Below are 12,810 nucleotides of genomic sequence, written 5' to 3'. Positions count from 1 at the left end.
GAATGAGTACTTTGAACCAGAAAGATGTGACTTCAGTCGACGTGCTTCGGTCCATCGAGACGAACATGGCAATGATCCGATTCGATCGCCAACGCCGTGTTGTCGATGTGAATGATACGTTCGCGAAAGCGATGAAGTACAAACGAGAAGAGATGATCGGGATGCAGCATCATCTCTTCTGTCCTTCATCTTTTGTGAATAGCCCGGACTATCCTGAATTTTGGGAGAAATTATGGAACGGATTCAGTTTCTCGGATAAGGTGGAGCGCGAGAATGCGAAAGGGGAGACGATTTGGCTCGAGGCAACATATATGCCGATCCTTGATGGGGACGAGGTCATTGGTGTCGTCAAAATTGCATCAGATATCACCAAACGTCAACAGGTGATTGAAGAGTATGCGTATCGTTTCAAATCGATGACCGATGTGCTCGATGATCGGGCGAAGACGGGGTTGAACGATACGAGCGAATTGAATGAAACGATTGAAAAGCTTGCGAAAGATGCTGTTGACAATCTCAACGCCCTGCAAAATTTAAGACGTCAAGCAGATGACATCGCCAAGATTGCTTTGTCTATAAAAGAGATTGCGGCTCAAACGAATCTATTATCCCTTAATGCCGCCATCGAGGCAGCACGGGCCGGTGAGCATGGTCTCGGGTTCAATGTCGTGGCAACGGAGGTGCGGAATCTTTCCCGTATGGTCGAACGTGCCGTCGTAGATGTCAATTCGAATACGGAAGGGATGAACCTTGAACTTCAAAAGATTGTAGAAGGTGTCACTGCGTCTAATCGAGAAATTCAATCGAGTGCCAAAACGATGGAACAGACGATGGAGCGCTTCCAGTCGTTCGAACAGGCTGCTGCCGAGTTACATGATACGGCCGACACGTTCACTTCCAACCTGTAAACCGATTGACCCTAGGACGGGTCGGTCGGCTTTTTTAGTTGTAACGTATGTCCGTATTGTTTCAACCATGCTTTCGCACCATCCATTTCTGGATAAACGGTACGCAGCGTCTTCCAAAATGAAGCGGAGTGGTCGAAGTGCACGAGATGTGTCCACTCATGTGCGATGACGTAGTCCATAATCTCTATCGGCGCCAACATGAGTCGGACGTTGATGGAGATGGTCCCGTTCGAGCTACAAGATCCCCAACGTGTCTTTTGATGGGCAATTCGTACGTTCATTGCTCGGACATCTAGACGTTCTTCATATAATGGTGCCCGTTCACTCACATAATGTAAGGCGCGTTCGCGTAACCATGTCTCATACTTCTGCCAGAGCGTAGTTTCGTCCCATGCGTTCGGCACCAAAAATGAAGTACCGTCATGTCTGATTGTCTTCTTATCATCTTTTCTAGTCGGATAGACCTTCCCGTGGAGGATGAGTCCTTCATCGAGAACGGACGTTTGTTTCGGGAGATTTTGCAATGTATCACGAATCCATGAATCATGCTCTTCTAATATGTGGTCGACGAGATGTTTCGGCAAACGTTCCGGGATGCGGAGCTCGATACCGTCCGGAGTGACGTGAAATGCGGCTCTTTTCCTTCGCTTGTTTCGAATGATGTTGACGTGCATAGGCGATCTCCTTTCATTTCTCGATTGAGTATAACGAAGTCGATGACAATCCGCCATACTTTTTTACTACGTAGTCGAATCAACTTTGATACAGTAAGAGAGGGAGGGATGAACATGAAATCGATTTTACAACAACAACTCGTACGTAAAGGCACAAATTCAGTGAAGTGGGATGGCTTAGAGCGATGGTTCCATCTGTCGGAAGATGTCTTGCCATTATGGGTAGCGGATATCGATATCCGTACTGCACCATCTATTTCAGAGGCGCTTGCTTCAACAGCTGCACAAGGAGAATTTGGTTATACTTTATTCGCGAGAGAGGCACAAGAAGCCGTCCGCTCTTGGTATGATCGTCGCCACGATTTGAATGTTGACCCGAAACACATCATGTTTTCAAGCGGGGTCGTTCCAGCGTTGACGCACATCGTCGAGGCGTTGACAGAAGTGGGGGATGGGGTCGTCATCCAGTCACCTGTCTATCCACCGTTCCACGAGCTAGTCGTCGGTTCGAAACGTCAAGTGTTCGATGCGCCTTTGACGGAGAAAAACGGTCGTTACGAGATGGATTTTTTCGCGCTCGAGGAGGCGATGAAACAAGCGTCTCTATTCTTGCTTTGTTCTCCGCATAATCCGGTCGGACGTGTTTGGACAAAAGCAGAATTGACGAAAGTGGTAGAACTGGCGAATCAGTACGATGTCATCGTCGTTGCGGATGAGATTCATGCTGATTTGACATTTCCATCTCACAAACATACTGCCATCGGCTCGCTCGACCCACGTGTCATCACGGTGAGTGCACCATCGAAAGCATTCAATATTGCCGGGCTCTTCGCATCTTATATCATCTGTACAGTCGATGATTGGCGTAAACAGATCATCAAAGTACAAAACAAACATCATGTCCTACCTACACCGTTTGCGAACACAGCTATTATCGCGGCGTATACTGATAGACGTGCGGAACGCTGGCTCGATCAGTTACAGGAAGAGCTCGAGCAACAAATGAATGAGGTGATTGATTCGATTGAAACGAATCTACCAATGCTCCATACAACACGTCCTGAGGCGAGTTATTTACTTTGGATCGACTTTTCGGAGCTCCCGATGACCGCAGAAGAGCGAAAGTCTTGGCTCCACGGAGATGTCCGCGTTTTCTTGTCACCAGGCGGTCCGTTCGGTCCTCACGGAGAAATGTTCGAGCGTATGAATATTGGTACACGTCGTGAACTTTTAGATGAAGCGATTGCACGGCTACATGTACAAATGAAACGAAAAGCGTTTGTCTAAAACGAGAATCGGGAAAAATTCACAATGAGATGATGAGAGAAAGTGAGTGGATAGCATGGAGAAAATCAATTGGAAGAAAAAGATGGAAGAGCAGTTAAGGCGTAGTGGATTCACCTTGGAAGTCGAAAATATGTCCAATATCCGCTTAACTGAGATTCATGCGAGTTCTTCTCCCCTAATCTCCTATCCCCTACGCATTCGTCTATATGAACGGATGGGATGGCTCATGTGTACGGTTGACTCGCCAACGCTTGACCGGAATGTAGATCACCCACTTTTCGAGCGGATGGTAACTGCCGTTTTCGAACGGATTGTCCGACATTTATATAACGGGTATGGGTTTAATGTATTGACATTCATCGGTGATACAGGAAATTACATCGCGCCGAAAGATTCAGAGACGGGAGAAGTCGTCCGACTCGTCGCTCACCTTTGGAATGACCGCTCGTATATTCATCTCGACACGTTCGAGGAGTATCCGGCCTTATACGTGACCCCGCCATGGGCCCATCAGGCATACGCAATCGAAAGCACAGATGATGAATGGGTCATCTATTCAGGAAGAAGCGGACGACCATCAACCGATTATCGAGCGAATGGTGTCGAATTGAAACCGCATCGTTTGGCGGACGGGGAACTGTTCTTCCCAGTCGACCGGATTTCAAAAGACAAAGGGACACTTGCCCTTGCCGAGTGGCTACGGCTAGAACGGAGAGAAGTCGAGGACTTTATGATGTCGTTCATGCAGACGATTCAAAAGTTTGACCCGTCATTCGGATTCGCGTGGGGCGGGACAGAAACGTTTTTTCATGGGGTACCAGTGGAGCCTTATGCGCAAGTACTCAGACTCGAGAATCGCAAACGCCGCTATCGCGTCATGAATAATACGGAGAAACGGTTGTTCGCCGTATCGGACGACGCGAACGAATGTCTGAAAGAAGTGAGTCAGACATTAAGGACGATCACGCTACCAGAACGACGTGTGTCAGCACTTGGACAACTTGTCATGGGAATTTGGCAGCAGTTCGAGCCTGATGAAGAAACCTATATTCAAGAAGTTGCTTATCGAGATATCTCTAAATTTCAGATGGAAGAGAAAATTGGTCATGCTCTTGCGAATCAACAACCGATTCGCTGGATCGACAAGAATCATCCACATCAACACGTGATTGAATATGCTCATCTACGGATTACGTTTCCGAATCGACCACCAGGTCTTGTTACTGTCGAACCTGCTGACTCTGGTTATGAGAGAGGTGCCTTATGAGAATCGTTGACGCACGGGCCATGCCTATCGACCACGAAGATGTAATAGCGGTCACGTCATCTTCTGTCTACTATCGAGAAAAAGTAGGTCGCACGACTTTTTCTCTTTATCGTTTTGATGAAGAGAACGCTGCGGTTACACAGTTAAATCGTCATCCGTATGAAGACTACGGCTATGCAAAACTTTTCGTGGATAGGGACATCGTGTATTTTTTGAATGAGATACCAGATGGGCAAGGTGTGATCAAGACAGAGTTGATTGCGTTTTCTTATGAGGAGGGGACCGAGGAAGTCCTAACAATGTTTGAAAAACGAGGAAATAGTACGTTGTTTTGGGTACTTGATAACCGTTACTTCCTCTTTTTGACGGCGTTTGAATCGTCTGAATCTGATGAGGCGTGGTTATACGATCGAGTGACGGGTCAACGTGAACGCATTCGGGATGAACGACTCGTCGGCAAAACAGAACGTTTTCGTGAGTTGTACTTGTTCACTACTAATTTTAATGGTGTGCCATATATTGTGTGTAACGCGAGACTTGATGAATTTGACTATTATGACGCGCTCGATAACGGACGAATCTCTCCAGATGATCCGATTGATCACTCCGAGGCACTTCTCATATGCACGCTAGACGAAGCGATCGAGGCTATCTGGGACCAACAAGATGAATTGCCTTTTGATGATATTCTTCGCTTACATGGAAAAGGGGATACAGTTCAATATCTTGGGGATAACGATGGTATCCTTCGATTTTCCGCATTTGTCGATGCATTGAACGAGGAAGTCATTTATGACTTGACGGCACCAGATGTGTTACACGAAGTGTCAGTCGTCGATTGGGGCGCCTATGAACCGCTCGACTTCACATATGACGACATCGGTTCAACGATTTTTATAAAAGTTGATGAAAGTGATATGCATACAGAAGTCATTGATATCACCACGGGGGCACGCTATATCGATGTGAACCCTTTTGAACGTGTCATCAGTCAACGCTATCTCGTCCATGAGTATACTGATGGACTCACAAGCGGGGTCATCCTCTTTGATTTGGAATTAGAAGAGCGTTTTGCATATGAAAATGCTTACTTTATGGTCATTGATGATACGATTTTAATTTTGTCAATGTCTAGCATTTAAATATAAACACCACCTATAAATTAGGTGGTGTTTATATTTGGATATATGGTTAACATAACGTATTATTGTAAACCTGATACCGCGTGTTTTTTGCGTTCGTCACCGATATGGGCATAAACTTGGGTCGTTGCTACCGATTCATGTCCGAGAAGTTGTTGAATCGTCAACACGTCAATCCCACTCATTGCAAGTCTTGTCGCGAATGTATGTCGAAGTTTATGTGGTGTCACTTGTTTGTGGGTCAAAAAGGGAAGGTACGGCTTTAACCGATCGATGTGGCCTTTCAGCACATGTTGAACCGTCCGCACGGCAATACGTCTTCCTTTATCATTTTGAAATACCGCTCCATCACTCGACACGTGTCTATACTCAGTAAGGAGGGGATGGAGTGGGTTGGCGATCGGGATGACACGTTCTTTATTCCCTTTCCCGATCACACGGATCGTTTCCGTCTCGAAGTTGATATCGGACCAATTGAGTCCAACGAGTTCGGACACGCGCATCCCCGTCAGTCCGAGCAGTTGGATGATCAAAAAGTCGCGCGTGCGATTCGTTTCATAATAACTCGCTTCGCGGTTCGTCATCCCGACGTTGCTTCGTACGAGCGTGGAGAAGTCGAGCCATTCCGACTCTGTCAAATAGACTGGATTCCGTTTGCCTCGTTTCGGACGTTCCACAGCTTGGAATGGGTTCACTGCTGCCTGGTTTGTCTCAATCAAATAATTGAACAGGGATTGTAATGTCGATAGTTTTCTATTAATGACACTCGGTGCGTTCTCGAGGTCGAGGGCTAAATAGGTCGCATACGCTTCTGCCCCAGCATGGTCAATCTCGATGAATGCCGTTAAATCAACTGTTTCAGGGTCTAGTTCAGTCCCGCTTGCATGTTCGACCCACCGAAAGAAGTCCAATACATCATAAACGTAGCGTTGTGCCGTTTGTTTGGAATAGTGTTTGGCAGCTAGATGGTGAAAAAAATATTGAATAAATGTCGGTAGTCGATGCAGACCATTCAACTCGAATCGTTTCGTAGTCGTAGGTGTCGATCGCTGTCCAAGTTGACGGAAAATACTCATTGAAATCTCCTTTCTTCAGGTTGATCTGACTTGATTTTTACCGTTTTGCTTACCTTCTCGAAGATAATCATCCGCCTCTTTCACTATCTCTTCAATCGTATCAAAACCACTGCGAACCGCGAGTCCGAACGTCATCGTGACACGAAGTCGTTCGCCTGCGTAATCGAGATACGTCGTCTCGATATGTCGTCTTAACTGTTCGATTGTCTCGTAAAAGTCGTCGGACGGGTCGGATAGGAAGATCAGGAACTCTTCTCCCCCCAACGGACCGTAATCCCGTCGACATCGGATAGGGTCGAGGCAACCTGTTGAATGACACGATCTCCACAGTCGTGACCATATGTTTCATTGAAAGATTTGAATCGATCGATATCACCGAGCGCGAGCGCGTATGGTACACCGTCCCGAGTGGTCTGCTCGATTGCTTCGGAGATTCGTTCATGACCGACTTTACGATTCAATAGCCCGGTCAACCCATCGGTCGAGGCGAGGATTTGCAACCGCTCGTTCGACAGTTCGAGTTCATCCGGCACTGCCACGACAGCTGACTCGAAGATGAAGGAGAGCCCTGCAATCATCATAACGGTCGATAGGATACAAAAGAGTCCAAGCGCTTGTTCTACGTGTATCGGCAGGGCCTCGATGCCGTCAGATACATAGATGAATAGAAGGCTATAAATCAGCATCGCGAGGGCCGTGGTTAAAATTCGTTGGCCCCTTGGGACACTCGGCATGAAAAAGACACCGTAGGCCATCATGAGAATAAAGTAATGCATATTGATCTCCCATCCGAGGATGACCGTCGAGATGATGGCGTTATAGATGACCTCGACGAAGAGCCCAGTGAAGAAAATACCATACCACCGTTTATGTACGAAATAAAACGAGATTGTATATTAGACGACGCTCAATCCGTTTGAAATGAAAAGTGAGTTTACTTCTAGTCGCCAAAATAAAATACAAAATAGGAAGTGGACCAACCAAGCGAGCACATTTCCGTAAAAAGCGAAGCGCTCATTATACAGTGTTCCACGACTAACTTCATAAGCTGTCCTCATCTTACACCCCCTACTTTTCAGTATATCGAAAGAAGAATCATATTTGTATAAAAGTCATAAAAACACTATATAAATATTGCCTATACTCGGTATCTAACATTGCGTGAAATAGATATTTCACGCAAGGTTCTTGATTTGTACTTTCGTTTACTTATCGGTCAGTTAATCATTAAATCATTTTTATCGCAAAATAAAAGGTATACAATAATTTGTTATGTAAACCATATTGATTTGTCTTGAGATTGAAATGATGAACCATTATACCTTATGATGAAAATAAGACTTGAAACCGTTAGGAAGGTAACGTTACACTGTAAACGTAAACCAAAGGGGGATTTTGGATGGATGATCAGCGTTTGAAACAACTTTTGTCTGAAGCGAAAACCATCGCGGTCGTCGGCGTGTCCGACAACCCAAACAAGACGGCCAACCAGATTGCGGAGTATTTACTCCGTGTCGGCTATACCGTCATCCCTGTCAACCCGATGCTCGAAAAATGGAACGGCCGCAAGGTGTATCCTTCCGTCGAGAGCATCCCGGGTAGAATTGATATCGTCGACGTGTTCCGTCGCAACGAATTTTTAGCAGGTGTCGCGGAAGATGCGGTACGACATGGAGATGTCGGGCTCGTCTTCAATCAGCTCGGGCTCTCAAGTACTGAGGCAGAGCAGATCGTACGCGATGCTGGACTCGATTATATCGAGAATCGTTGCCTGTACGTGGAGCATGCTCGTCTACTCGGATAAGACCTACCTCCTTGGTAGGTCTCCTTTTTTTCAGCAACAGCTGTCGAGGGAGGCTTGCCAGAATCGATGAACAGCTATACAATAGGAAAGAAAAACGAACGTGTGTTCGAAGTTGAGGTGACTGCTATGTCAACAGATCTATTTAATTACAATGAAGACGCCATCCAGGTGCTCGAAGGACTCACGGCCGTACGGAAACGACCGGGGATGTACATCGGGTCAACCGACCATCGCGGACTTCACCATCTCGTTTATGAGATCGTCGACAATGCGATCGATGAGGCGCTCGCAGGGTTCGGTGGTCAAATCGATGTGACGATTCACAAAAATGATGCGATCACAGTCCGTGACCACGGACGAGGTATGCCGACAGGGATGCACGCTTCAGGAAAGCCGACACCTGAAGTCATTTTCACGGTCCTCCACGCCGGTGGGAAGTTCGGACAAGGCGGTTACAAGACGTCTGGTGGACTCCACGGCGTCGGTGCATCGGTCGTCAACGCGCTCTCGAGCAAGGTCATCGTGACGATTTATCGAGACGGCAAAGTGTTTGAGCAGACATTCGCTGACGGCGGTGTGCCTCAAACGACTCTGATTGAAACAGGAAAGACACGCCAGACCGGGACGAGCGTCTATTTCAAACCGGATGTAACCATCTTCTCGACAACGACTTACAATTATGACACACTCGCCGAACGTCTACGTGAATCGGCTTTCCTTTTAAAAGGGTTGACGATCACGCTCACAGATGAGCGTGCTGATAAGCAAGAAACGTTCCATTACGAGGAAGGGATTGCAGAGTTCATTCAATATTTGAATGACGATAAGGCAACACTCCATCCGATCGTCTATTTCGAAGGCACGGAGAACGAGATTGAGATCGAACTCGCGTTCCAGTTCACGGACGCCTATTCCGAGAACGTCCTCTCCTTCGTCAACAACGTTCGGACACGCGATGGTGGGACGCACGAGGTAGGTGCCAAGACGGCAATGACCCGCATCATGAACGAGTATGCGCGCAAGAACGGATTACTCAAAGAGAAGGACAAGAATCTAGACGGCGGTGACGTCCGTGAGGGACTCACGCTCATCGTCTCGGTCCGGATACCAGAGGAGTTCCTTCAGTTCGAGGGACAGACAAAGTCGAAACTCGGTTCACCGGAAGCACGCGCGAGTGCCGACAGCGTCATGGCGAAACAGTTGACGATCTTCCTAGAGGAGAACCCACAGATGGCCACGATGCTCATCAAAAAGGCGATTCGTGCGGCTCAGGCACGCGAGGCGGCTCGTAAGGCCCGTGAAGAGGCGCGGAACGGCAAGAAAAAGAAACGTTCAAGTATCTTGAACGGGAAATTGACACCGGCGACGTCGAAAAATGCCGCGAAGAACGAGCTCTTCCTCGTCGAGGGGGACTCGGCCGGTGGTTCCGCCAAACAAGGGCGTGACCGGACGTTCCAAGCCATCCTCCCGCTACGCGGGAAAGTTATCAACTCCGAGAAGTCGAAACTCCAGGACATCATGAAGAACGAAGAAATCAACACGATCATCCATGCAATAGGTGCCGGGGTCGGACACGATTTCGAGTTGGACGACTGTAATTTTGATAAGGTCATCATCATGACGGATGCCGATACGGACGGTGCACACATCCAAGTGCTCCTCCTTACATTCTTCTTCCGTTATATGCGCCCGCTCGTCGAGGCGGGTCGCGTGTTCGTCGCCTTGCCACCGCTCTATCGCATCTCAAAAGGGAAAGGCAAGTCCGAACAATTCGACTATGCCTGGGACGAAGAAGCGCTCGAGAAGCTCGTCAAGGTGTATAAGAAAGGCTATATCCTCCAACGCTATAAAGGTCTCGGTGAGATGAACGCTGACCAGTTATGGGAGACGACGATGAACCCGGACACTCGTACGCTCATCCGGGTCACAGTCGACGATGCTGCCGTCGCGGACAAACGGGTCTCGGTCTTGATGGGTGACAACGTCACGCATCGCCGGGAATGGATCGAGGAGAACGTCGCCTTCGGACTCCAGGAAGATGATTCGATCATCGCCAATGAACATGTGACTAAAGCGATTGAGGAAGTGATGTAACGATGTCGACGATTCAACACATTTTAAACTTATCTCTCGAACAGGTCGTTGGAGACCGGTTCGGGCGTTATTCGAAATATATCATTCAAGACCGTGCCTTGCCGGACGCGCGAGACGGTCTCAAGCCTGTACAGCGCCGGATTCTATATGCGATGCACCATGAAGGGAATACGAACGACAAGCCGTACCGGAAGTCTGCGAAGACCGTCGGGAACGTCATCGGGAACTATCACCCGCACGGTGACTCGTCCGTCTATGAGGCGATGGTACGTCTCTCGCAAGACTGGAAACTCCGTTATCCGCTCATCGACATGCATGGGAACAACGGATCGATGGACGGTGACCCGGCAGCGGCCATGCGTTATACGGAAGCGCGTCTCTCGAAGATCGCAGGCGTCATGCTGACGTCGATTGCGAAGAATACGGTCGACTATACGCCGAACTTTGACGACTCGACAGAAGAGCCGCTCGTCTTGCCGTCACTCCTCCCGAACTTGCTCATGAACGGGACGACAGGAATTTCAGCCGGTTATGCGACGGAAATCCCGCCCCATAACTTGACGGAAGTCCTCAACCTTGCCATCGCGCGCTTGAAAGGACAGGTCGATAACGCGAAAGACGCGCTCGAGTACGTCGCAGGTCCTGACTTCCCGACCGGAGGGACGGTCATGGGGAAAGACGGCATCCTAAAGGCGTTCGAGACCGGTAAAGGGAAGGTCATCATCCGGGCGAAGTCCGAGATTGAGAAATTAAAAGGTGGCCGTGAACAGATCACGATCACAGAACTCCCGTATGAAGTGAACAAGGCGAACCTCGTCAAAAAGATGGAAGAGCTTCGCCTCGATAAAAGGGTCGAAGGCGTCGCGGAAGTCCGTGACGAGACGGATCGGACAGGCCTTCGCGTCGTCATCGAATTGAAGAAAGAAGCGGACGCGGAAGGTGTCCTTCACTTCTTCTTGAAGCATACGGACCTGCAGCTCGCTTATAACTACAACATGGTCTCCATCGTGCATCGTACCCCGAAACAGATGGGCATCATCCCAATCATCGACGCCTATTTGAAGCACGTCGAAGAAGTCGTGACACGCCGGACGACGTTCGAGCTTGAACAGGCGAAGAAACGCGCCGAAATCGTCGACGCCTTGGAACAAGCCATCTCCGTCCTCGATGAGACGCTTGAATTGATCCGTTCCGCCAAAGACAAAGCGGACGCGAAGAAGAAACTGATGGAGCGATTCTCATTCACAGAACGGCAGGCAGAAGCCGTCGTCATGCTCCAATTGTATCGACTCACGAACACGGACATCGTCGAGTTGCAAAAAGAAGCGAAGGTGCTCCAAAAAGAGATTGCTCGCCTCTCGAACATCCTTGAGGTGGACGCGACGAAACGGAAACTGATCGTGAAAGAACTTACGGCGTTACGTGATGAGTTCGGGGATGGCCGTCGTTCAATCATCGAGTCAGAAGTCGAGGAATTGAAACTGAAGACGGAAGTCATGATCGCTGTCGAAGAGACGATGGTCTTCGTCAGCCGCGACGGGTATGTCAAGCGTGCCTCGATGCGCTCGTACGGGGCGTCGAGTGACGTCTTGCCAGAGATGAAAGAGAAGGATCGTCCTCTTCTGACGACACAGGCGATGACAACGGACCATTTGCTCGTATGGACGAACAAAGGAAGCTACCTCCTCATTCCGATCCACCAGATCCCAGAATCAAAGTGGAAGGATGCTGGGCAACATGTCGCCAACCTCGTCCCGATCGAAGGGGAGCAGGTCATCTCGGCAGACGTCGTCTCGACGTTCGAAACAGATGCCCATTGCCTCTTCGTGACGAAAGACGGGATGGTCAAGCGTACGCCGTTACGTGACTATGACGCGCAGCGGAAATCGAAACCGCTCATGGCCTTGAAGCTGAAAAGTGACGATGAGGTCGTCTTTGCCGGAATTAGCGACGGTCCTGGACAGTTGTTCCTCGTCTCAGAGCGTGGATATGGACTCTGGTTCAAAGAAGATGATGTTCCAGTCGTCGGACAGCGGGCGGCGGGCGTAAAAGCCATGAATTTGAAAGACGGTGACGTTGTCTCCGATGCCTTCTCATTCTTCACACCACCGCTGTTCGTCCTCGTGACGCAACGGGGAGCGGTCAAGAAGATGAAACTCGAAGACCAGTTCGACTGTACGAACCGCAACCTTCGCGGAACGATGCTCATTCGTGAGGTCAAATCGAAACCGCATCAAATCCGTCGTGCGCTCCCGGTACATGGGGATGAGACGCTTCATATCGTCGGTAAAGAAAAAGTGAAAGAAGTGAGCACCAAAACCCTTACGCTACTCGATCGCTATGCCAATGGGTCATTCGTCTTTGACGAAGATTCGTTCGGCGAGATTGAAGATGTGTATCTCGATTAAAGAAATTAGGTCTGTGGGTCGGCGACTATGCCACTCACAGACTTTTTTTGTGCATTCATTGCGCCTGACTGTTTCAAGGGAATGTAAAAACCAAAAAGGAAGAATGCCTCGATTTGCCGAAAGAACATATAAGACAAAAGATAGGGGGAT

The 12,810-nt window shown here is 48.7% G+C and carries 12 protein-coding genes; 7 read left to right on the top strand and 5 right to left on the bottom strand.

The genetic code is table 11. From position 1 onward, the window contains the following. Positions 1 to 2: 2 nt before the first annotated feature. A complete protein-coding gene (locus KNO98_RS02170; RefSeq protein WP_026825953.1) occupies positions 3 to 908 on the top strand; it encodes a methyl-accepting chemotaxis protein in 906 nt (301 codons plus the stop codon). Between the two features lie 11 nt (positions 909 to 919). On the opposite strand, the gene KNO98_RS02165 is transcribed toward KNO98_RS02170, so the two are convergent. Next, positions 920 to 1,582, bottom strand: coding sequence for a M48 family metallopeptidase (locus KNO98_RS02165; RefSeq protein WP_214698626.1), 663 nt, complete (start codon positions 1,580 to 1,582; stop codon positions 920 to 922). Positions 1,583 to 1,696: 114 nt separating this feature from the next. On the opposite strand from KNO98_RS02165, the gene KNO98_RS02160 reads away from it, so the two are divergent. Genes KNO98_RS02160 through KNO98_RS02150 form a run of 3 tightly spaced genes read left to right on the top strand, consistent with a single transcriptional unit; the run spans position 1,697 to position 5,278 of the window. Further along, positions 1,697 to 2,869 (top strand): MalY/PatB family protein, encoded by a 1,173-nt coding sequence (locus KNO98_RS02160; RefSeq protein ID WP_214698624.1) that lies wholly within the window; start codon positions 1,697 to 1,699, stop codon positions 2,867 to 2,869. 55 nt (positions 2,870 to 2,924) lie between these two features. Next, on the top strand, positions 2,925 to 4,136 hold the full coding sequence (locus KNO98_RS02155; protein ID WP_214698622.1) for a hypothetical protein: 1,212 nt from the start codon (positions 2,925 to 2,927) through the stop codon (positions 4,134 to 4,136). Next, positions 4,133 to 5,278, top strand: coding sequence for a hypothetical protein (locus tag KNO98_RS02150; protein ID WP_214698620.1), 1,146 nt, complete (start codon positions 4,133 to 4,135; stop codon positions 5,276 to 5,278). The genes KNO98_RS02155 and KNO98_RS02150 overlap by 4 nt, the downstream gene beginning before the upstream one ends. A 62-nt stretch (positions 5,279 to 5,340) precedes the next feature. On the opposite strand, the gene KNO98_RS02145 is transcribed toward KNO98_RS02150, so the two are convergent. From KNO98_RS02145 to KNO98_RS14660, 4 genes are all read right to left on the bottom strand, one after another. After that, positions 5,341 to 6,354: a tyrosine-type recombinase/integrase gene (locus tag KNO98_RS02145; protein ID WP_214698619.1), complete on the bottom strand. Its 1,014-nt coding sequence runs from the start codon at positions 6,352 to 6,354 to the stop codon at positions 5,341 to 5,343. 15 nt (positions 6,355 to 6,369) lie between these two features. Beyond that, positions 6,370 to 6,618: a diguanylate cyclase gene (locus KNO98_RS14670; RefSeq protein WP_251129434.1), complete on the bottom strand. Its 249-nt coding sequence runs from the start codon at positions 6,616 to 6,618 to the stop codon at positions 6,370 to 6,372. Further along, positions 6,597 to 7,130, bottom strand: a complete 534-nt coding sequence (locus KNO98_RS14665; protein ID WP_251129435.1) for a GGDEF domain-containing protein — start codon at positions 7,128 to 7,130, stop codon at positions 6,597 to 6,599. Before KNO98_RS14665 ends, KNO98_RS14670 begins: the two co-directional genes overlap by 22 nt. 120 nt (positions 7,131 to 7,250) lie before the next feature. Further along, on the bottom strand, positions 7,251 to 7,412 hold the full coding sequence (locus tag KNO98_RS14660; RefSeq protein WP_251129436.1) for a hypothetical protein: 162 nt from the start codon (positions 7,410 to 7,412) through the stop codon (positions 7,251 to 7,253). A 341-nt stretch (positions 7,413 to 7,753) separates the two neighbouring features. Here KNO98_RS14660 and KNO98_RS02135 point away from each other — a divergent pair, with 341 nt between their 5' ends. From KNO98_RS02135 to parC, 3 genes are all read left to right on the top strand, one after another. Then, positions 7,754 to 8,158, top strand: coding sequence for a CoA-binding protein (locus KNO98_RS02135; RefSeq protein ID WP_214698617.1), 405 nt, complete (start codon positions 7,754 to 7,756; stop codon positions 8,156 to 8,158). A 126-nt stretch (positions 8,159 to 8,284) separates the two neighbouring features. Next, a complete protein-coding gene (gene parE, locus KNO98_RS02130; RefSeq protein WP_214699926.1) occupies positions 8,285 to 10,252 on the top strand; it encodes a DNA topoisomerase IV subunit B in 1,968 nt (655 codons plus the stop codon). Between the two features lie 2 nt (positions 10,253 to 10,254). Further along, a complete protein-coding gene (gene parC, locus KNO98_RS02125; protein ID WP_214698615.1) occupies positions 10,255 to 12,660 on the top strand; it encodes a DNA topoisomerase IV subunit A in 2,406 nt (801 codons plus the stop codon). Positions 12,661 to 12,810 lie beyond the last annotated feature (150 nt).

Origin of the sequence: Exiguobacterium sp. s57 (assembly GCF_018617685.1) — a bacterium.
Classification (GTDB): domain Bacteria; phylum Bacillota; class Bacilli; order Exiguobacteriales; family Exiguobacteriaceae; genus Exiguobacterium; species Exiguobacterium marinum.
The sequence above is the reverse complement of the archived record's forward strand: the minus strand, read 5'-3'. Positions and strand labels throughout refer to the sequence as shown.